22 protein-coding genes are annotated in these 21,279 nt (G+C 48.2%); 10 read left to right on the forward strand and 12 right to left on the reverse strand.

Going from position 1 to position 21,279, the window contains the following annotated elements; genetic code table 11:
* Positions 1-14: 14 nt before the first annotated feature.
* A complete protein-coding gene (locus N5E87_RS16270; protein WP_279775410.1) occupies positions 15-839 on the forward strand; it encodes a hypothetical protein in 825 nt (274 codons plus the stop codon).
* Positions 832-1,536 (forward strand): DUF5677 domain-containing protein, encoded by a 705-nt coding sequence (locus N5E87_RS16275; RefSeq protein ID WP_279775411.1) that lies wholly within the window; start codon positions 832-834, stop codon positions 1,534-1,536. The genes N5E87_RS16270 and N5E87_RS16275 overlap by 8 nt, the downstream gene beginning before the upstream one ends.
* A 384-nt stretch (positions 1,537-1,920) precedes the next feature.
* Here N5E87_RS16275 and N5E87_RS16280 read toward each other — a convergent pair whose 3' ends face one another.
* From N5E87_RS16280 to N5E87_RS16300, 5 genes are all read right to left on the reverse strand, one after another.
* A complete protein-coding gene (locus N5E87_RS16280) occupies positions 1,921-2,874 on the reverse strand; it encodes a D-2-hydroxyacid dehydrogenase (RefSeq protein WP_279775412.1) in 954 nt (317 codons plus the stop codon).
* Positions 2,875-2,920: 46 nt separating this feature from the next.
* Positions 2,921-3,565, reverse strand: coding sequence for an outer membrane beta-barrel protein (locus tag N5E87_RS16285; protein WP_279775413.1), 645 nt, complete (start codon positions 3,563-3,565; stop codon positions 2,921-2,923).
* 55 nt (positions 3,566-3,620) lie between these two features.
* Positions 3,621-4,409, reverse strand: a complete 789-nt coding sequence (djlA, locus tag N5E87_RS16290) for a co-chaperone DjlA (RefSeq protein WP_249556077.1) — start codon at positions 4,407-4,409, stop codon at positions 3,621-3,623.
* 98 nt (positions 4,410-4,507) lie between these two features.
* The gene (gene murU / locus N5E87_RS16295) at positions 4,508-5,176 is read right to left on the reverse strand and encodes an N-acetylmuramate alpha-1-phosphate uridylyltransferase MurU (protein ID WP_279775414.1); all 669 of its coding nucleotides are present in this window, start codon (positions 5,174-5,176) and stop codon (positions 4,508-4,510) included.
* The gene (locus N5E87_RS16300; RefSeq protein WP_279775415.1) at positions 5,173-6,264 is read right to left on the reverse strand and encodes a phosphotransferase; all 1,092 of its coding nucleotides are present in this window, start codon (positions 6,262-6,264) and stop codon (positions 5,173-5,175) included. Before N5E87_RS16300 ends, murU begins: the two co-directional genes overlap by 4 nt.
* 115 nt (positions 6,265-6,379) lie before the next feature.
* On the opposite strand from N5E87_RS16300, the gene lptD reads away from it, so the two are divergent.
* The 7 genes from lptD to N5E87_RS16335 all read left to right on the forward strand — a co-directional run bounded on the left by lptD (position 6,380) and on the right by N5E87_RS16335 (position 15,415).
* On the forward strand, positions 6,380-8,677 hold the full coding sequence (lptD, locus tag N5E87_RS16305; protein ID WP_011718027.1) for an LPS assembly protein LptD: 2,298 nt from the start codon (positions 6,380-6,382) through the stop codon (positions 8,675-8,677).
* 219 nt (positions 8,678-8,896) lie between these two features.
* Positions 8,897-10,201 carry a peptidylprolyl isomerase SurA gene (gene surA / locus N5E87_RS16310; RefSeq protein ID WP_011718028.1) on the forward strand — a complete coding sequence of 435 codons (1,305 nt, stop codon included), beginning with the start codon at positions 8,897-8,899 and terminating at the stop codon, positions 10,199-10,201.
* Between the two features lie 6 nt (positions 10,202-10,207).
* Positions 10,208-11,194: a 4-hydroxythreonine-4-phosphate dehydrogenase PdxA gene (pdxA, locus tag N5E87_RS16315; protein ID WP_011718029.1), complete on the forward strand. Its 987-nt coding sequence runs from the start codon at positions 10,208-10,210 to the stop codon at positions 11,192-11,194.
* A gap of 14 nt (positions 11,195-11,208) precedes the next feature.
* Positions 11,209-12,015 carry a 16S rRNA (adenine(1518)-N(6)/adenine(1519)-N(6))-dimethyltransferase RsmA gene (gene rsmA, locus N5E87_RS16320; protein ID WP_011627022.1) on the forward strand — a complete coding sequence of 269 codons (807 nt, stop codon included), beginning with the start codon at positions 11,209-11,211 and terminating at the stop codon, positions 12,013-12,015.
* A 55-nt stretch (positions 12,016-12,070) separates the two neighbouring features.
* Positions 12,071-12,451 (forward strand): Co2+/Mg2+ efflux protein ApaG, encoded by a 381-nt coding sequence (gene apaG, locus N5E87_RS16325; RefSeq protein WP_011718031.1) that lies wholly within the window; start codon positions 12,071-12,073, stop codon positions 12,449-12,451.
* A 21-nt stretch (positions 12,452-12,472) separates the two neighbouring features.
* Positions 12,473-13,297 carry a symmetrical bis(5'-nucleosyl)-tetraphosphatase gene (locus N5E87_RS16330; RefSeq protein WP_279775416.1) on the forward strand — a complete coding sequence of 275 codons (825 nt, stop codon included), beginning with the start codon at positions 12,473-12,475 and terminating at the stop codon, positions 13,295-13,297.
* Between the two features lie 96 nt (positions 13,298-13,393).
* The gene (locus tag N5E87_RS16335) at positions 13,394-15,415 is read left to right on the forward strand and encodes a methyl-accepting chemotaxis protein (protein ID WP_011718033.1); all 2,022 of its coding nucleotides are present in this window, start codon (positions 13,394-13,396) and stop codon (positions 15,413-15,415) included.
* A gap of 272 nt (positions 15,416-15,687) precedes the next feature.
* Here N5E87_RS16335 and N5E87_RS16340 read toward each other — a convergent pair whose 3' ends face one another.
* From N5E87_RS16340 to rplU, 7 genes are all read right to left on the reverse strand, one after another.
* A complete protein-coding gene (locus tag N5E87_RS16340; RefSeq protein ID WP_011621696.1) occupies positions 15,688-16,101 on the reverse strand; it encodes a DUF3718 domain-containing protein in 414 nt (137 codons plus the stop codon).
* Between the two features lie 202 nt (positions 16,102-16,303).
* The gene (gene folA, locus N5E87_RS16345) at positions 16,304-16,786 is read right to left on the reverse strand and encodes a type 3 dihydrofolate reductase (RefSeq protein WP_279775417.1); all 483 of its coding nucleotides are present in this window, start codon (positions 16,784-16,786) and stop codon (positions 16,304-16,306) included.
* A 22-nt stretch (positions 16,787-16,808) separates the two neighbouring features.
* Positions 16,809-17,282, reverse strand: coding sequence for a threonine/serine exporter family protein (locus tag N5E87_RS16350; protein ID WP_011621694.1), 474 nt, complete (start codon positions 17,280-17,282; stop codon positions 16,809-16,811).
* A complete protein-coding gene (locus N5E87_RS16355) occupies positions 17,279-18,040 on the reverse strand; it encodes a threonine/serine exporter family protein (protein WP_011718036.1) in 762 nt (253 codons plus the stop codon). Before N5E87_RS16355 ends, N5E87_RS16350 begins: the two co-directional genes overlap by 4 nt.
* A 27-nt stretch (positions 18,041-18,067) precedes the next feature.
* Positions 18,068-19,234, reverse strand: a complete 1,167-nt coding sequence (gene cgtA / locus N5E87_RS16360; RefSeq protein ID WP_011621692.1) for an Obg family GTPase CgtA — start codon at positions 19,232-19,234, stop codon at positions 18,068-18,070.
* A 212-nt stretch (positions 19,235-19,446) separates the two neighbouring features.
* Positions 19,447-19,701, reverse strand: a complete 255-nt coding sequence (rpmA, locus tag N5E87_RS16365; protein WP_007650346.1) for a 50S ribosomal protein L27 — start codon at positions 19,699-19,701, stop codon at positions 19,447-19,449.
* A 14-nt stretch (positions 19,702-19,715) separates the two neighbouring features.
* Positions 19,716-20,027: a 50S ribosomal protein L21 gene (gene rplU, locus N5E87_RS16370; protein ID WP_011073451.1), complete on the reverse strand. Its 312-nt coding sequence runs from the start codon at positions 20,025-20,027 to the stop codon at positions 19,716-19,718.
* A 273-nt stretch (positions 20,028-20,300) separates the two neighbouring features.
* On the opposite strand from rplU, the gene ispB reads away from it, so the two are divergent.
* Positions 20,301-21,272, forward strand: coding sequence for an octaprenyl diphosphate synthase (ispB, locus tag N5E87_RS16375; RefSeq protein WP_041413124.1), 972 nt, complete (start codon positions 20,301-20,303; stop codon positions 21,270-21,272).
* Positions 21,273-21,279 lie beyond the last annotated feature (7 nt).

Here is a 21,279-nt window from a genome sequence, read left to right on the forward strand (position 1 = left end):
ATTAGGATAACTCAATGAGTACAACCAGCATTAATTCTGATAATTATGCAGAACGACAATTAATTGTTGTAATGCCTGATGATTTTGTTGATTCAATCCGAAAATTCGAAGAAGAGATAATCGAAGAAAACAAGGACACTAGCTTAAAAGAGGCTGCCATCCTTGCAATGAAGTTTGCAATTAAGACAAACATTTTCACCATGGCAATAGATGCATACAAGGCTTTGGAAAAACTAAAACAAAATGGATTCAATGCAACTTACATTAAGAAGTCAGAATCTTCAGGCTTAGCTTTCCCCCCTGGGCATCCTCGCAATGGTGTTTTATATGTTGCGCATCCAGCAGATGACGATGTCTATTATGCAATGGCATCATTTCACAGAATGGCTTTTGAGCACAAATTTTCAGAAGCTATTGATATTTTAATGAGTTTGGGTGCTAATAAAATTAAAGTTGAACATATTCGTGGTTGGTCACATGAATTTTGCGGAGAATTGGCAGTTTCTACACCCACTGGCAATCTCAGTGCAACTGCACACAATACATCTAAAATCTCATCATCAATTTTATATGAGGCGACACTAGATGGACATACCACCCCCTCAATACCAGATCAACTTGCTTGGTACAAACATGAGCCAACATGGCAATCAATTGCTAAGGGAAGAATTCAACATGGTCTTCGCGAGTTCTCACTATCAGTTGCATATGAAGATGATTTTGGAATTAATGCGGGTCTGAAAATTTCGGCTGTAAAATCAGGCTTAGAACTTGGTGGTAGATTTGAAGACCACCAAGCAACTATTTGGAGAATTTCAGGAACATTCACAAATGGCTAACCATTCAATCAATCGGGAGAGTATGAATACTGTTGAAGATTGGGTGATACTTTTAAAGCTAAGAGAGTCTGAATTTAATGGGCTCGAGTACAGCACGCTCCAAGAAAAATATGTTCTTATACTGGCAACACGAATTAGTGAGCTTTGCCTCGATACAGTGTTGCTGCTCAATCAAAATCGAATCTCAAGTGCGCCTATAATTCTAAGGACAGCACTGGAATCATACGCGGATTTAAGTTCATGTATTACAGACCCTACATACTGGGAGCAGCTAACGAAATCTCTTTATTGGCAACTACATGAAGTTAGTAAAGGTGTAAACACAGAAAGGGCTGAACATTACAAGTCAATTGGAAAGTACTTGTCGGTTAATAAGCGTTTTAGTAAAGCCGGGTTATCAGGCTTATTTAATGGTTATTACAAAGCCCTATCGCTGCATAGCCATGGCAACTTGTCATCATTAATTGAATTTCACTCTAATGATAGTAATGCTTATCTTGGAACAATTTCTGATGACGATAAAACCATAGAATATTTTGAGCAAGCTACGAACTTGCTAGCTTTATGCTTAAGAGATACTTGGGAGTTCTTTGAAATATCTCAGCAAGGCATCCAAGAAGCACAAAGAATCATAGATAAAATCAATAAAACTCATAACAAGTCAATCCATTCAACCTCTGACGCGTCGGCTGATTGAGGCGTTAGCCCATAGAAATTTTCATCCGAAAATGACGAGTTAGAGTTAATAACCTAACTCATTTTTGTCCCAAAACATGCAATGTATTTCTTTGTTAATACTCACATGCGACGCCAATGCTAAGCAGGTGAGCCATGGAGGTTTGCGAGACGACCGTCCGCCCCACGGACGGGGCGGTCGAGCATCCAAGGATGGACTCGCTGCGCGTCGGTGAGCGAATACCATGGCTCACCTATAACTCAGCACTTAAATATCGTCTCCCCCCAATTTTATGCCGTTAACGGCACTATCCACTCCATATATTGCACTCTTCAGCACACAACGGAGTGACTTTGGAATAAACGCATTATCTCTTATCAAAAGAAACGTTCTAACCCACAAACCTTAGGGATTTACCCAATTAACTTTATCGCCAGCTAAATAGGCGCTGAGATTTGCCGTCGCGATACTTAATAGGTTTTGCCGCGCTTCTTTGGTCGCCCAAGCATTGTGTGGGCTGATACTGATATTCGGCGCAGTGAGTAGCGGATTATCCGCACTCGGTGGTTCGGTTGAGAGAACATCGACGCCAGCAAAAACTTTGCCCTGCGTTAATGCCGCCGCCAACGCAGCCTCATCGATTAAGCCGCCGCGCGCGGTGTTGATCAGTAGCGCCTGCGGCTTCATTAATTCGAGAGTTTGGGCATTAATCAGCTCGGTTGTCTCAGGGGTGAGAGGACAATGGAGCGAGAGAATATCGGACTCCTTAAATACCGTATCACGGGATGTCCAACTCACGCCTTGGGGTAAATCCCTGGGTTCGGTGCGAGTATTTACTAACACCTTCATGCCAAAGGCTAAAGCGAGTTTAGCGACCTGCTGGCCAATATCCCCATAACCAATCAAGCCTAAGGTTTTGCCTTTGAGGGATTGCAGCGGCATTAAGGTAAAACAAAAGTCACTGCAATTACTCCATTGTCCTGCGGCAACGGCTTGATGGTGCGCCGCAACGGCTTGCGTGTGATGCAAAATATGGGCAAACACCATTTGCGCAACGGCATCGGGGCCATAGGCGGGCACGTTGGTGACCACTATGCCTAACTCTTTTGCGGCGGCGAGATCCACCACGTTAGTGCCGGTAGCGAGCACGCCGATATATTTAAGCTTAGGCAATTGAGCTAAGGTGTTGGCATCGAGGGGCGTCTTATTGGTGAGCACAATTTCGGCATTCTGAGCGCGGGGGATAATCTCGGTCGAGGGCGTGCGGGCAAAACAACTAAAGTCCCCTAATGCGCTGACCGCTTGCCAGGTTAAATCCCCAGGGTTTAAGGTTTCACCATCGAGTACGACTATTTTCATCTTTACCTCTTAACTGCGTTTGCGCCTTGCCCATCAAGCAGGAGAATTAAAAACTGAGTTTGACCCCAAGATTGGCTTGCACTTGCCACATTACATCCGATGTCACATGCCATAGGCATTGGTCTTCATTACAAAAAAGTGAGCTGTCACTGTCGATAAAAGTGGCATAGCCACGCAGATCCGCAAACAGCGCGAAGTTTTGCGTCATGCGGTATTCGGCGCCACCACCAATGCCCATGGAGAAACGGGTTTCCGTTGACCAATCATCGGGCATCATCCGAGTCACCCCGGCACTGGCGGTAATGTAGGGCTGAAAATCGCCACTTGGGAAGAATAAGGTGCCGCCAAGGTGGATATAGTCCACATCTAAGGAGGCGACTAAGTCTGGAGTAAACAGACCGCCGCTTTTCAGCTCGGAGGATTGACGACTGTAGAGCAGGTAAATATTGCCGGGATCGTTAGTGCCAATCCCTAACATGATGCCGTAATGGCTCGCCTCTTCGATACCCACACTCTGCTTATTATCGGTTTCAGAGTTGTTAGCATCGAGTTCATTGATATCGAAAGAGCTACCACCAAAGCTGTAACCACCGTAGGGGGCGACAAACAGCTCGGGTTCGGCATAGGTTGGTAATGCGAGGGTTAGAGGTAATAAACCTGCTATCACACTTAATCGGTTAACGTATTTCATCTTAATCCCTTATCTGTCGTTATTATTCCTTGCGTCGACAACGTTAACCGAAGCGTTAGCGCATGCCGCGCTCCGATTTCACCCTGTCGTACGCAGCTTGGATATCCTGCGCTTTACGATTGGCAATTTCCATCATCTCGGGTGGTAACCCCTTAGCGATTAACTTATCGGGATGGTGTTCATTCATCAACTTGCGATAGGCCCGCTTGACCTCTTGATCCGTCGCCTCGGCATTGATACCGAGCAAATTATAGGCGTCGGTAATAGAGGTTTTATTCCCATTAGAGGTCTGGTGGAAACGGTATTCCGCTTGCCAACGTTTAAGTAATTCATCGAGTTGCCCACGACCATAACCTAACTCTTGGGCCACAGTCATCAGAATTGCATGCTCAGCGGGATCGAGCTCACCGTCCGATAAGGCGGTTTGAATTTGGATCTCGATAAACATTTGCACCAGTTCTTGGCGGCCCTGGGTCACGGCGCGAAAGGCTTGCAGGCTGCTGCGCAGGTCAAAGCCCGGCTCTTTACCCTCACGGAACGCCTGCTGCGCCTCTTTACGGGCTTCACCCGTTAAGCGCATCTGGTCCATCAACATAGTCGCGATACGAATATCGGTCTCAGTCACTCGACCCGACGCCTTGGCCACATGGCCCATCACGGCGAAGGTGGTGTTAAAGAATATCCCCTGTCGATTCTTGGCTTGACCTAAGATCTGACTAAAACTGGCACCACCACCGGCGCGTTTGTCGTAGAGATGCCCAAGCCATAAACCCAGTAGCGCACCGAAAATACGGCCAAACATAAACCCGATAACAAATCCAAAAAACTTACCCCAAAGGCGCATCTTAATTCCCAATTTGATAATTTATTCAGTCACTCAATCGACATAGCGAGTGAAACCCTTCACTCAAGACGCCAAACGTTAGGCGATATGCCTTGCCGTTACGCCAGCGCTGACTCTAATGCTTGCAGACGCGCAATCGTCCCAACATCGCACCAGAGTCCGTTAAAGTGTGTACCTGTGATCAAGCCATCGGCCATTTTAGCTCGCAGCAAAGGCCCAAGGGCAAAGGCCCCATCCGGCGTGCCGTCAAAAAATGATGGGCGATATAAACCCATACCAGAGAAAGTGTATTTTTGCTCCCCCTGCTCACGTACAAGGCCCTGTTCCAAGGCAAAGTCGCCGTTCGGATGTTGCTCGGGATTCAGCACCAACCATAGATGCGCCATAGCAGTATCCAATAAGGGGGCAATCGTCGGCAAGGCATCGATAAACACATCACCATTGAGCACTAAAAACGGCGCATCCGAGTCGCCATCAGTTAGCAAAGGTAAGGCTTGTTTAATTCCGCCACCGGTCTCGAGGGCCGATGCTTCGGCGCTATATTGGATCTTGACCCCAAAGGCGTGACCATCGCCTAAGGTTTCGACCAGCTTATGCCCGAGCCAAGCGTGATTTATTACGATATCGACGATACCCGCCGCGGCCAACTTCTCGATATGGTACACAATCAGCGGTTTACCTAGGACGGGCACTAAGGGTTTGGGCAGCGTGTCGGTCAAGGGGCGTAAACGCTCTCCCCTGCCTGCCGCGAGGATCATGGCCTTCATTGCTGGTCTCCCTGCTGAGTACCCTTTCCCTTAGCCGCAAACGCAGGTACAACGCGCGATTGCACCCAAGCGGAAAATGGCATGAGCGCTGGATAAAGGCTGGCAATATCCACAATGTACGACAAGGTTAACGGAATATCGGCCATATAGGCGGGCTTGTTATCCCGATAGTGTAAACGCGCAAAAATCCCTGCGGCCTTGATATGGCGCTGCAATCCCATTAAATCAAACCAAGTTTGATACTGGGTAAAGGTTGTTTGCGCGGGGATTTGCCCTAACTCAAGCACTTGCTGATAATGCTGCTGCATTAATTCCTGCACCATGGTTTGCGGCCAACGCACATAGCAATCCCGCAGTAAAGACACGGCATCGTAGGTCACAGGCCCGAGCACCGCATCTTGAAAATCAATCACACACAACTCGCCCTCTTTGAGCATCAAGTTACGGCTGTGGTAATCGCGGTGCATCCCTACCTTAGGCTGCGCGAGGGCGTTATCTACCAAGAGGTCAAAGCTCTTTTCAACCAGAGAGCGTTCCTCATGGCTGAGTTCGAGCTGTAAATGTCTTTCTAACAGCCACTCGGTAAAAATCCCCAACTCACGACGCACAAATGCCTCATCATATAAAGGCAATGGCTGCGTGCTGCCAGTGATAGGGTCAAGGCTCTCAACCACTGAGGCTACCTGAGGCAATAATGCCAAGGCACGGCGATAGTAGTCCGCGACATTTGCCTCGGTCAGCACAGACAACAACTGAGTATCACCAAGATCGCTCAGTAGCATAAAGCCTTGCTCGGCATCGGAGGCAATGACTTTTGGAACTGTCAGTCCCGCCGCCGCATAGGCACTGGCGAGGGCGATAAAAGGCGCGATAGGCACTAAGGCGGGCGGCGAATCGGCAACAATGTAGCTCGTATCGCGGTCCGTGACCCGGAAATAGCGCCTAAAACTGGCATCACCAGAAATCAGAATCGGGGTCACATCATAGGAAAAATAACGGTTCAGCCACTGATTAAGGGAAATAAATCTCGAGTCGGATAAGGTCATTTCATGGCTCTTATAGAAAAATTGCTTTATTATAGCTGGCATATAATTTGGAAACAGCTAAGAAATTGAGAGATTTATTTGCTGCGTTGCACTTGTAGTTTGCAACTTTCCCCGTCGATACTTGTCCAGACAAAGAAATCATTATTATTGACCTAAGATGCAGATCCGTTACTTTCTGGCCTTGAGCCTGTTACCGCAAGTTGTCCTGGCAGACGAATCTCCCACAGCCTCAGCGTCACAATGCGTCATTGAACCGCCAGTACCTCGTATCGTATCTCAACCCGGCCTGAGCGCCGCCGATCAAGAGAAAATTCGTATCGTGTCGGACCGCTCCAACGCCGAAATGGGCAAACAAGCCATTTTTACCGGTGATGTGGTCTTCAGTCAGGGCGACAGACACATTGCCGCCGATGAAGCGATTCTCGACCAAGCGACCGAGCAATTCGATGCCAATGGCAACCTCGTTTTCCAAGACAGTATTTTTACCGTTACCGCCGATTCACTGCAGGCACAAATGCGCAGCAACCGTGCGACCCTAAAGGGTGCCCAGTATTGGCTACATGGTCAGCAGGTTCACGGCGATGCCGAAAAGCTGCAAATCACCATGAACAACAACCTGATCTTAACCAACACTAACTTCACCACTTGTCCGCCAGACAATGTTTCTTGGCTGCTCGAAGCAGAAAAAATCAAGATTAACAGCGAAGAAGAATGGGGCGAGATTTGGAACGCCAAACTGAGAGTCGCCGATATTCCGGTGTTCTACATTCCTTATATGACGGTGCCAGTTTCCGATAAACGTAAAACCGGTTTCCTCTACCCAAGCTTTAGCACCAGCACCACCAACGGTTTTGAAGTTTCCGCGCCCTATTATTGGAATATCGCGCCGGAATACGACCTCACCTTTACACCTAACTATATGTCTAGCCGTGGTCTATTCACCAAGACAGAGTTTCGTTATCTCGCGGGTGAGGCCCAGAGTGGTCGCTTGAATTTAGAGTATTTGGGCAACGACCAGATGATCAGCGGCAGCCCAAATCGTTACCTCTATAACTGGCAACACCAAGGTGCCATCGATAAAAACTGGCGGGTACTCGCTAACTTTACCGAAGTGTCTGATAACAACTATTTCAACGATTTAAAGTCTGATGTTAACCGCGCCACCGATAACCAATTATCGCGGATTGGTGAAGTCAGCTACTTCGAACGAGATTGGGATATCAGCACTCGGGTACAAGATATTAAAGTGCTGGGTGAGGACGAAAAGCCTTATCAAGTGATGCCGCAGGTGAACTTTAACTACCGCGCCGCCGACTTTTGGAATAACTTGGACTTTGGCTTTAACTCAGAGCTGACCAACTTCGCCCATCAAGACAGCGACATGAATACCGCCACCCGTTTGCATATGGCACCTAGCCTGACGCTACCAATTCACGGTCCTTCGGGTTCGTTAACCAGCCAAGTCAAACTGATGCAAACCAACTATTGGCAGGAAAAAAACAACAGTGGATTCGATGGCTTAGACGATACTGTGAGTCGCACCATTCCGCAGGTGCGGATCAATGGTCAAATCAACTTCGAGCGCTTTACCGAACTGTTCGATCAAAACTACCGCCAGACACTCGAACCTCAGTTCCAGTATCTGTACGTAGGCTATGAAGATCAGCGTGGCATAGGCATTTACGATACGGCCCAGTTACAGGACGACTACTTCGGTCTGTTCCGTGACCGCCGCTTCTCAGGCCTTGACCGCATCGCCGATGCAAACCAAGTCACGCTCGGTGTGACCACGCGTTTCTTCGACGATCACAACCAAGAGGCGACTAAGTTCAGCCTAGGTCAGATCCTCTATCTGCAGGACAGTAAGCTGGGTTACGAAGATAACCTCTTCGAGCAAAATCAATCAACTTCAGTCTTGGCCGCCGAGTTAGATACCCGCTTAAGCCATGACTGGTATTTAGGCGCCGCGATTCAATACGACACCAACTCGAGCGATAACAAGAAGACCGAAGTCACCTTAGACTTCCGCCCAGAAGCCAATAAACTCTTGCAGCTCAGTTATCGTTATGTGCCGGATCTATTGAACTCCAACACCAACGATCTGGTGAATATTTCCCAAGCGGGTGTGCGTGGTGCCTGGCCGATTAACGACAGCCTGTATTTTGTCGGTAACTGGTACTACGACCTCAACGAGAGCCGCAGCATAGAAACCTATACAGGTTTCCAGTATGAATCATGCTGTTACGCAATTCGTCTCAGCTACCACTACCGAATTAAGACCAATTACGATGACAACATTGGTTCGGCCGTTATCGATGAGCGCGAGCAATTTGAAAGCGGTGTTTACCTGAATTTAGTCATCAAAGGACTCGGTGGTTCGGGCCCATTAGGCGTATCGGATATGCTCAATGACGGTCTGTTTAACTACAGAAAACCGCTTTATCTGAGGAATTAGCAAAGATTTGTGGTAGATTGCTGAACCTCAACAAGGACTGAGAGTCCAAACAGGTTAATGAAAGCCGTGTGCTCCCCCCAAAAGAGTCTCGGAACGCACGCTTTTAGAGTTACTAACAAAAGAACATTTAGGCAACTCACTGTAATTTCGATATAAATGGTAAAGTTAACTTAAATAAGCCGTCGAATTTGACCTTAGAACGTGCCAAGGATTTTGTGGATGAAACCCAGTAAACATCTGATTTTTGCTTTATTTGCACTCGCTATCAGCCAGCCTACTATGGCCGCTCCCCAGCCAATCGACCGTGTTGCCGTTCAAATCAACGACGGTATTGTGCTCGAAAGTGAAATCACCAATATGATTGACACTGTAAAAGCCAATGCGAGAGCCGCGAATCAATCGTTGCCATCCGACAGTGCACTGCGTACTCAGGTTATCGAGCGACTCATCCTCACCCGTTTGCAGTTGCAGATGGCGGACCGTATCGGTCTGCATATCGGTGACTTGCAATTAGACCAAGCGATTGAAAACATTGCCCGCGAGCAAAAAATGACCGTGGCGCAAATGCAGCAAAAAATCGAGAGCGAAGGCTTAAGCTTCAGCCAGTACCGCGAGCAACTGCGTGAAGAAATTACCCTAGGTGAAATTCAACGTATCCAAGTTCAACGCCGTATCCAAGTGTCACCACAGGAAATCACCGGCCTAGTAAAACTGATCCAAGAGCAAGGTATGAAGGACGTCGAATACCAAATCGGCCATATCCTGATTGACGTACCGAACAACCCAAGCAGTGAACAACTGGAAGCCTCCAGCAAGCGCGCGAATGCCGTACTCGAGCGTTTAAAGAGTGGTGAGGATTTCCGCCGCACCGCTATCGCGTCATCATCGGGTCCTAAGGCGCTGGAAGGCGGTATCTGGGATTACATGAACATCAACGAGATGCCAACGCTGTTTGCGGAAGTGATCAACGGCGCGAAGAAAGGCGACATTATCGGCCCAATCAAGAGTGGTGCAGGTTTCCACATCATCAAGATCATGGATGCCCGTGGTTTACAAACCAAAGAAATTGAAGAAGTGAGAGCGCGTCATATCCTGCTCAAGCCATCGCCAATTCTGTCGGAAGACCGCGCTAAGGCCATGTTGGAGCAGTTCTTAAAGCAAATTCGCTCTGGCGAAGCCAAGTTTGAAGATTTAGCCCGTCAGTATTCTGAAGATCCAGGTTCAGCCACTAAAGGTGGTGAACTGGGCTGGGCAGAGCCAAGTATTTATGTGCCTGAATTTGCGCAAACCCTTAACAGCTTAAGCCCAGATCAAATCAGTGAGCCTTTCCGTACTACCCACGGCTGGCATATCACTCAGCTGGAAGAGCGCAGAAAAACCGATGCCACGGATCAATTTAATACCAACCGTGCGCACCAACTGATCTTCCGTCGCAAATTTAATGAAGAACTGCAAAACTGGCTAGACGAAATGCGTGCCGACGCATACATTGAAGTCTTTCAGCCTGAGTCAAACCGAGGTTAAGGTAAATTGACCACTAAACGTATTGCCGTTACCCCCGGAGAACCTGCGGGTATCGGCCCCGATTTAGTCGTGCAACTCGCTCAGCAGGCTTGGCCTGCTGAGTTAGTCGTTTGTGCGGATCCCGAATTATTAGCCAGCCGAGCAAAACGACTCGGCCTGTCTGTTACTTTTCGCCCTTACCTGCCCGAGCAACCGCCTAAACCGCAGGAAGCAGGTACGCTCACCATTGCGCCTTTCAAACTAGTGACCGACGCCGTTTGCGGCCAGCTCGATGAGCAAAACAGTGCCTACGTAGTTGAAACCCTGCGTTATGCGGGTGAGAAAAACATGAGCGGCGAGTTTGATGCCGTGGTTACTGGTCCAGTCCATAAAGGGATCATCAATCAAGCGGGGATTTCCTTTAGCGGCCATACCGAGTTTTTTGCCCATCAGGCCAACTGCCCCGATGTGGTCATGATGTTAGCGACTCAAGGCTTACAGGTGGCGCTGGTGACCACCCATATCCCTCTGGCCTATGTGGCAAAAGCCATTACGCGCCAGCGTTTGCATCATATTATCAAGATTTTACACGCTGACCTTATCAGCAAGTTTGCCATTGCTTCCCCTAAAATTTATGTTTGTGGCTTAAACCCACACGCGGGTGAAGACGGCCATCTTGGCCGGGAAGAAATCGATGTGATTATTCCGGCTCTGAATGAACTGCGTGAAGAATATCAAATGAACATTGTCGGCCCTCTGCCAGCCGATACCCTGTTCCAACCTAAATATTTACAGGACGCGGATGTCGTGTTGGCCATGTACCATGACCAAGGCTTACCCGTTCTAAAGTCACAGGGATTTGGCAAATCGGTAAACATTACCTTAGGTTTACCTTATATCCGTACCTCGGTTGACCATGGTACGGCGCTCGATCTTGCGGGAACTGGCAAAGCCGATATTGGCAGTTTTGTCTGCGCCTTGAATAAAGCCATTGAGTTATCCTCAAAAAACTAAACGATTAGATATTAATGAGTAGCAAAGTACATTTAGGCCACACGGCCAGAAAGCGTTTCGGACAAAACTTCTTAACCGACGACAATGTGATTAACCGCATTGTGGGTGCGATCGCCCCCGATAATGACCACGTGATGGTCGAAATCGGCCCCGGCCTTGGCGCCTTAACCGAACCAGTCGCCACGGCGATAGATAACCTGACCGTTGTCGAGTTAGACCGCGATCTGGTTGAGCGCTTGCAGAATCACCCTGTACTTAAGGATAAGCTCACGATTCACCAAGGCGATGCGCTGCAGTTCGACTTTAGCCAGTTGGTGGTACCGGGTAAAAAACTCAAAGTGTTTGGTAACTTACCCTATAACATTTCAACCCCTTTGATGTTCCATCTGTTCGAGTTTGCCGAGCAGATTGAAACCATGCATTTTATGCTGCAAAAAGAAGTGGTGCTGCGTTTATCGGCAAGCCCGGGTAACAAGGCCTATGGCCGCTTAACGGTGATGGCACAGTACTTCTGCCAAGTGGTTCCGGTACTCGAAGTGCCACCCCATAGCTTCGCACCTCCGCCAAAGGTGGATTCTGCCGTGGTACGCCTACTGCCCTATGCAGAAAAACCTTTCCCCTGTAAGGATGTGAATGTACTGCGCCAGCTGTGCACCACGGCCTTTAACATGCGCCGTAAAACACTGCGTAACAACCTCAAGCAAGTGTTAAGCGATGAAGAGTTTGAGCAACTAGGCATAGATCCCAATCTGCGCCCTGAGCAAATCAGTGTTGAGCAATATGTCGCCATGGCGAATATGGTGTGTGATAAGCAGGCTTAAGCAATATCAGTTTGATGGGCACTTTAGGGTGCCCTATCTTATTCAAGGGAGCAGCATGAGCGCATTGGATGACTCTATCCGAGTCGAAGTGAAAACCGAATACATTGAACAACAGTCCTCGCCCGAGGATCAGAAATACCTCTTTAGCTACACTATCACCATCATCAACCTCGGTGAACAAGCCGCCAAACTCGAAACCCGCCACTGGATTATTACCGACGCCAACGGCAAAATCAGTGAGGTGCAAGGTGCAGGTGTCGTCGGCGAAACCCCAACCATTCCCCCCAATACCGCCTACCAATATACTAGCGGTACCGTACTCGATACGCCCCTTGGCATTATGTATGGCACTTATGGTATGGTCAGCGAATCAGGCGAGCACTTTAAGGCAACGATTAAGCCCTTCCGCTTAGCACTCCCCGGTTTATTACATTGATTTAATTATAGAAAGGATATTGTGGCCCATTATTTTGTTGGTGATGTCCAAGGCTGTTTTGCCGAACTTCAACGATTACTTGCTAAAGTCGACTTTAATCCATCCCGCGATGAACTCTGGGCGGTGGGCGATCTGGTCGCCAGAGGCCCAGATTCACTAGCCACATTGCGCTATTTTCAATCCTTAGGCGATGCGGGCAAAACCGTCCTCGGTAATCACGATCTGCATTTGCTCGCCCTCCACGGCAAACTCAAGCGGGATAAACCCAGCGATAACTTAGCGCCACTGTTAAACGCGCCCGATATTGCCAGTTTAATTGACTGGCTGAGACAACAGCCGTTGATGCGGGAATTGCCAGAGCACAAGCTCATCATGACCCACGCCGGAGTGCCGCCGCAATGGTCATTAGAGGTGTTAAGGCAAGAGTCGCAACTTGTCAGCCAAGCCCTTAAGCAGAGTGATTACCTCGACGCACTAATAAGCCAAATGTACAGCGATACCGCCGAGCGGTGGGAGCCCAGCGCTATAGGGATCAATCGCCTGCGTTTTTGTATTAACGCCTTGACCAGGATGCGTTATCTGTATGTCGATGGCCATTTAGACTTTGACTGCAAACAACCGCCAGAGGATTGCACTAATCCACAGCTACGGCCTTGGTTTGAATTTACCTCTGCGTTACGTGAAAGTCACACCTTAGTGTTTGGACATTGGGCGGCATTGATGGGTAAAGTCAACGACCCTAAGCTAAAAGCACTAGACACAGGCTGTTGCTGGGGGGAATATCTAACCCTATGGCATCTTGAAAAAGACCAAAAAATTACCCAAAAAAGGTTAAAAAAGGGTTAAACTAAGCCCGAGAGTGGTCGATATACGACAGTACCCTATGCCCTGAATTTAATAATCTTTTCATTCGGAATAATATAATAATAACCGGAGTATCCTATGAAAGTTAATGTAGCCACCCGAGTCATTGGCGGGTTTAGTGTTGTTACACTTTTACTTGTGTTGTTAGGATTTACCTCGTACCTGACGAACATTAGCCTCAAAGATAGTTCGGCCATGATGCAAGAGTTAAGCTTGCCAGCCCTAAAGGCGACCAACCACTTAACCGAAACCCTGAGTGAACAACAGCGCCAAGTGCTGATCGCCTATCACGCACCAAAGTCCTCGAACATTCCCGATATCCGTAAAGTCTTTAACGACCACGGCACTCAGTTTAAAAACGAGATCAGCAATCTGACGCAATTGGTTCAAGGGCAAGCCAATCTTTCTGCATTGATCTCGCAACTGGATGGTAGCTTCTCGACCTTCGAGCGCGATAGTCTCGCCATGCTCACTGAACGTGAAGCCGCCCTCAGCAAACAAGAGCAGCTTATCGGCTTAAAGAAGAAGCTTGAAAATGCCGCCGATGACGCCTCGTCGGTTTTGCTTGATATTATCGATTTAGAAAACAGCCAAAACCCCGATGCTCAGAGTATCGCGGCCTCTGCCAGCGCTATTGATACCAGCATGGGCAATATCATCACTACCATTGCCGATTTAGTGACTAATGAAGAGATGAGTAAACATGAACTCATTTCCAAAGAGCTCGACTACATCCTGAGCGAGACCAAAAACAAACTCGAATACGTGAATCGTCATGCGCAGGACATAATTGATGCTGACACCTTAAAATCCGTCAATGAAGACACGAAAAAGGTGCTCGCGTTGCTCGAAGGCCCGGATTCTATGGTGTTGTTGAAAGCGACCCAATTGAATCACGCCAAGAGTGCCATGAATCAATTGGCGACCATTGAGAAAGATGTCAAAGTCATCGACCGCAATATGGAAGATGTGAGCAATAACATCGAGTCGGTTGCGGCCAATATGAGCCAAGAAACCATAGCCAAGATTGATGCCGCCAGTATCCGCACTATCATTGTGGTGCTGATCGCCATTGTCGCCGCGGTTATCATCAGCTTTGCCGTTGTGGCACCTTTGAAGCGCTCTCTCTATCAAGTCAATAACGCGCTGAATGTCCTAGCTTCAGGCAACTTAACCCACAAATTAGATGATTCTGGCCACGATGAATTTGCCGAGCTTGCGAAAAACTGTAACCGTTTAGTCGATAGCTTACGCGGCTTAATCGTCGGTATTTTGGATCGTTCTAACCAATTAGCCGCAGCAGCGGAACAAACGTCGGCTATCACGGCGCAAACCACCTCGGGTATCCAAGAGCAAAAGAGCCAGGTCGACCAAGTAGCAACCGCAACCACAGAATTAAGCTCGAGTGCACAACAAGTATCGATGAGCGCCGATGATGCACTGGCGCAGATCAAGCAGGCCGATCAAGAAGCCAAACATATGCGCACTATTGCCGAAGAGAACAAGCGCACCATTTTAGCCCTAGCAGACGAAGTCGCTAAGGCAGGCCAAGTGATCAACAAGGTGCAATCGGATAGTGCTTCTATCGGCTCAATTCTCGATGTTATTCGTGGCATTGCCGAGCAGACTAACCTGCTGGCACTAAACGCAGCTATCGAAGCGGCACGCGCCGGTGAGCAAGGTCGCGGCTTTGCGGTCGTGGCCGATGAAGTACGCAGCCTAGCCTCACGAACTCAAGTCTCGACCCGCGAGATCCAGCAAATGATCGAAGTGCTGCAACAGGGCGCACAGCAAGCCGTAGCAGCCATGGATATGGGCCGTGCCCAGGCCAATGCCTGTGTCGATAAGACCGAGCAAGCGAACCTCGCCCTAGAGACCATCAGCCAATCTGTACATAAAGCCTATGATGCGGGCACGCACATTGCTCACGCCGCGCAGGAGCAGAATGTGGTCAGTCAGCAAGTGTCTGAGAAACTTGAGCATATCGCAGCAATTTCGGAAGAAACCGCGATTGGTGCCGACCAAACCGCGCAATCGAGCCATCAAGTGGCTAAACTCGCCGAAGAGCTGCAAGCTTCTGTCGGTGAATTTAGAGTCTAAGCAAACACTCAGGTATGAACAGGGTCGCGATTGCGGCCCTTTTCTTTGGCTTGCGCTTATGCCAGTGCTTTCGCTTGGCTTTTAGGCTATCCCGCTGCTAGAGCAGAGACTATAAACTCTAACTAGGCAATCAACATCCACACAATATCAATACCGGATATTCGGCAACAACTAACTAAACGATGCCCATAAAAAATGCCGAACTCAGTTCGGCATTTTAAGCATCATTCTTTCCTTGTGTTAAAGCACACTAAAAATGATAGAACAGATGATTACTCTTCTTCACCGCCGGCAGCAGCGCCTAAACGCTCTTTCACTGCAGCAGTGATAGGGCTAGCACCGTGACCATTTGCTTCGGCCCACGCTTGAATCGTCATGCCATCGGCTTCTGGGACGCTCAGTTCGTTAACTGATAGACGTTTAGCCACAAACTCACCGGCATCATTCGCATTCGCGGCATAGGCAGTACGCAACAAGCTTTGACCATCACAGCTAATCCCGCTGTACACTTGGCGTAACTTAACACGGCTTTCTTTTAGTTTTTTACGTAGACGGTTTTTATCGTTCGCTTTTACGTAATCACAAATACTCGCGACAAGTGGATCAGCTTCGGCTTTTGCCGTGGTTGGCACAGAAACATAGCTAAATCCGATTAGTGCAGCCAAAGCTACAGGCATAAGACGCATCCGATACTCCTTAATACTTTCTTATAGTTTTATTATGTTTTATATGGGCTGCGTCTATCTCTAGCGGATATTGGCCTCCTAGGAGTCATTAGTGTGGAAGCCGTAAAATACCGCTATCTCAACTAAGTCAGGCCTATCGGATCTAATACCTTAGACATATTGACAATCCATACGCACAGGGTACACAACAGAACAACGTAATTTAACATTTTTTTGCCAAATTGATAAAGCGATATTCCAGCCCATCAGCATTTATACTAGTGAGCGATTCGGTTTCTTGCCATTTATCGCTATCCCAAGCGGGGAAAAAGGTATCGCCTTCAACATCTAAGCTAATTTGCGTCAGGTAGAGTGTGTCGGCTTGAGGTAGTAATTGCTGATACAATTGCCCACCACCGATAACGACCAACTCTTCGCAATCGCCAGCCGCGAGCTTAGCGTCTTCAAATGAGGTCACGCAGGTCACGCCTTCAATCTGCAAATCCGCTTGGCGAGAAATCACAATATTGTGGCGCCCAGGAAGGGGTCTACCAATGGATTCGAAGGTTTTACGCCCCATCACCACAGGTTTGCCTAAGGTCATGGCTTTAAAGTGGCGTAAATCTTCTGGCAGATGCCATGGCATTTTATTGTCTTTTCCGATGACTCGATTGTTTGCCATCGCGGCTATCATAGCAATGCGCATGGGCACTCCTTTGGTATTGTTTTTATTGAATAACAGGGCGGGTTCTAAAATACAGTAGACTCGGTAAAGCAAGGCCTACCGACAGTGCGCCTAAGATAAACACGGTTTTTAAGCCGTTACTGATCACTTGTCCAGTCAGTTCTTGGCTGACCTGCGACTGCGCCGTTAATTGCACTAGGGCTATTACGGTATTAAAGGCATAGGTGCCAGGGATCATCGGGATAATCGCCGCAACGGCATACATCAAGGGCGGCGCGAGGTGACGCTTGGCAAAGCCGATAGTGATAGTCCCCACTAAAGCCGCGGCGGCAAAGGTCGCCCATTCGATAGGCAAGCCAAATTGCAACATTAGCGTGCGTGAGCTATGTCCTATGGCGCCTGCAAGCGCGCAGTAGGGTAAGAAACGTTTCGGCACGTTAAACACCATAGCAAAGCCGACAGCGGGAATTGCCGAGAAAAAGGCATCGTGCAATAGCGTCCACAGTAAGGCGATCATAGGAAGATCCCCCCTAGCTGCATCGCAATGGTGATACCAATAACGGATGACACCGTAAGCAAGGTGGCATGGCCCCAGCGGGAAATCCCCACGTTCATATGGCCTTTGACCATATCAGAAATCGCATTGATCATCGGAAAACCCGGCACCAACATCAACACACTGGCCGCCATGGCCGCCTGCGGGGTCTCACTCAAGTTAAACACATAACCCGTCTGCGCCAATAAGCTAGTGACAAATGCCGTCACCGCAAAATTAACCAGCAAATTAAAATGCCGCTTGGCAATCGCAAGGCGCACCGACATCCCTACTGCAGAGGCAAAAAAAGTGATGATTGAAGCGGCGACATCGCCATTAAATAGATGACAGAAGCTTGCGCAGGACAGGCCTATCATCAAGATAACCAGATATGGTGGATAGGTCTTAGGTTCAATCCGCGCTAGGCGTTTACGCACTTCGTTCGGGCCATAGAGACCTTTTTCCGTCAATAAACAGATGCGCTGTAACTCGCAGACTATGGTCATATTGATGCCATGCTCGCGGATCCGACGCGTCGTCGTGATACAGCGACCATGCACTAAACTGGTTAACACGAGGGAATTAGAGGAGATGGAAAGCTCAACACTTGCCAATCCTAAGGCCTGACCTAGGCGCTGACTGATTTCTTCAACTAAATCAGATTCAGCACCGTAGGCCAGTAGCAGTTGTGCGACACGCACAACCTGCCGAGTAATATCATTTTGAGTATCTGCGTACACGGGACTCTCAAAACTTAGATAGGGATATTATCTTTGGTAGATCACTTCTACATCGTAGTCGTCATCATCAAAGTCATCGTCGAATTCATCGTCATAGTCTTCATTGATCGCATCAATGTTGGCTTGATGATAATTGTCCCACTTGAACTCAACCTCTGCATCTGGGTTCGCATCTTTATCTTCCGGTGGAAGACTTTGGATGAAGTCCAGCAGCTTGGTGGCTAACTCTTTAGTGCCATCGCGGCTATAGGCAGAAATGGTATAAACATCACCTTCCCAACCTAATTCCTTAACTACGCGAGCGACCTTCTCTTTCAGCTCGTCTTCGAGCAGCAGATCCGCTTTGTTAAAGACTAACCAACGTGGCTTGCTTGCCAATTTTGGCGAATATTTTTCAAGTTCACCGACGATCGCACGGGCAGAATCCACAGGATCTGTGCCATCAATTGGCTCGATATCGATGATATGCAACAGAATACGGCAACGTTCTAAATGTTTTAAAAAGCGAATACCTAAACCCGCACCTTCTGCCGCGCCTTCAATCAAACCAGGAATATCGGCGATCACAAAGCTTTGACCAGGGCGAGGGTTAACCACACCGAGGTTAGGCACTAACGTCGTGAAGGGGTAATCGGCAACCTTTGGTGTTGCACGTGATACTGCGCGAATAAAGGTCGACTTACCCGCGTTAGGCATACCGAGCAAGCCTACGTCTGCTAACAACAGCAGCTCTAATTTCAGGCTACGGACTTCACCTGGAGTACCTAAGGTCTTCTGACGTGGTGCACGGTTAGTACTGCTCTTAAAGCGCGTGTTGCCTAAGCCGTGGAATCCGCCTTTAGCCACTAATAGCTTTTGACCATGGGTGGTTAAATCGCCGAGAACTTCCTCGGTTTCATCGTCAATGGCACGCGTACCCACAGGCACTTTTAAAATCAAATCTTTACCGCTATGGCCGGTACAGTCACGGCCACGACCGTTTTCACCGCGCTCAGCCATGTGAAAACGTTCAAATCGGTATTCAATCAGGGTGTTGTGGTTTTCATCGGCCTGCAGATAGACACTGCCACCATCGCCACCATCACCACCATCAGGACCACCATCAGGGATATATTTTTCGCGTCTGAAACTCACACAACCGCTACCGCCGTCGCCTGCTTCGACCCTAATTACTGCCTCATCGACAAACTTCATACTTACTCCTGGCATCACTGAATGAAGGAATTATACCGTTTAACTTCATCGGTCGCCAAAAAACTCGAGATACTTGCTCCCAATCTTACCAGCCAACGCCCTCAATTTGATAAAGATTTACCAAACTCACCAGAAACGCAGGTAAATAGAAGCATAAAAAACAGAAAGCCCCACCAATGGCGGGGCTTTACAGTATAAGCTAGACTCGAAAATTAAGCTTCGATGCTAATAAACTTACGGTTATTAGGACCTTTAACTTCGAATTTTACTTTACCGTCAGTCAGAGCAAACAGAGTGTGGTCACGACCAATACCCACGTTTACACCAGCGTGGAATTTAGTACCACGTTGACGAACGATAATGTTACCAGCTAGAACTGATTCACCGCCAAAGCGCTTAACACCAAGACGTTTACTTTCTGAATCACGGCCGTTACGAGTAGAACCGCCAGCTTTTTTATGTGCCATGAGTTAGACTCCTATTATGCGTTGATAGCAGTAATTTTAACTTCGGTGAACCACTGACGGTGGCCCAACTTCTTGTCGTGGTGCTTACGACGACGGAACTTAACGATAGTTACTTTCTCGCCACGACCATGACTAACTACTTCAGCAACGACTTTACCGCCAGCTACTAAAGGAGCACCAACGTGCACTTTTTCACCGTCAGCGATCAGTAATACTTGATCGAATTCAACAGTTGAACCAGTAGCAACTTCTAATTTTTCTAAACGAACTGTGTGGCCTGGGGCTACACGGTGTTGTTTACCACCACTTTGAAAAACAGCGTACATAGCTATTTTACTCCGATATTCCTAACACGCTGGCTCACACTATGGGAGGCAGGGTGCTACAAAAACTTTATTGACAATGGGCGCGGAGTTTACGCGAAGAATCCTTATCTGGCAAGCCCTAATTAGGAAAGAATAAAAAAAGGCCGGAATAACTCGCACATTAGTAGTGTGAGTACTGTCATATGTCGGAATTTTAGGTAAAATTCATTCTATATAACACGTGAGCCTAAAATAGAGGCCGGGTACGTAATGGCCCCACAACCAGAGTCTATTATGGATTTAAACGCTATTCGTCAACTGGCTGACACTGATATGCAAGCAGTCAATCAGCTGATCTATAAACAGCTGGAGTCAGATGTCGCCCTGATAAACCAGTTAGGTTTCTACATTATTAATGGTGGTGGTAAACGTCTTCGTCCTTTACTGTCCGTCCTCGCAGCACGCGCCGTCGACTACCAAGGTGAAGCTCACCTTAAGCTTGCCGCGATTATTGAATTTATTCATACCGCTTCATTACTGCACGATGATGTGGTCGATGAATCGACCCTCAGACGCGGCCGCGAAACCGCCAACGCTCTCTTTGGTAACAGCGCCAGTGTATTAGTGGGTGACTTCCTTTATACCCGCTCATTCCAAATGATGACCGAACTCGACAGCATGCGCGTACTGCGTGTATTAGCCGATACCACCAACGTATTGGCCGAGGGGGAAGTATTACAGCTAATGAACTGTAATGACCCAAATACCACAGAAGAAAGCTATATGCGGGTGATCTATTGTAAGACCGCTAAGCTATTCGAAGCCGCCACGTTACTGGCTGCCGTATTAGCCGGCGCCACTCCCGAGCAAGAAGCTGCATTAGGTGACTATGGTAAGTATTTAGGTACAGCCTTCCAGTTAACAGACGATTTACTCGACTATACCGCCGACAGTGAAGAGTTAGGTAAAAACATCGGTGATGACCTCGCCGAAGGTAAGCCGACCTTACCGCTGATCTATGCCATTGCCCATGGTACAGAAGAAGAGCAGCAACTCATTCGCCAAGCGATTGAGCAAGGTGATGGCACCCACGCCATTGAAAAAATTGTTGCCGCTCTGCATCACTGCGGCGCGCTCACTTACACTCAGCAAAAAGCCATTGAAGAATCCAACAAGGCGATTGCGGCATTGGCGGTATTACCCGACAGCGATTTCAAAACCGCATTAATTTCGCTGGCAAAAATCTCCGTTGACCGCAACCACTAATTGGCTG

It is taken from the genome of Shewanella sp. GD03713, from assembly GCF_029843705.1.
GTDB lineage: Bacteria > Pseudomonadota > Gammaproteobacteria > Enterobacterales > Shewanellaceae > Shewanella.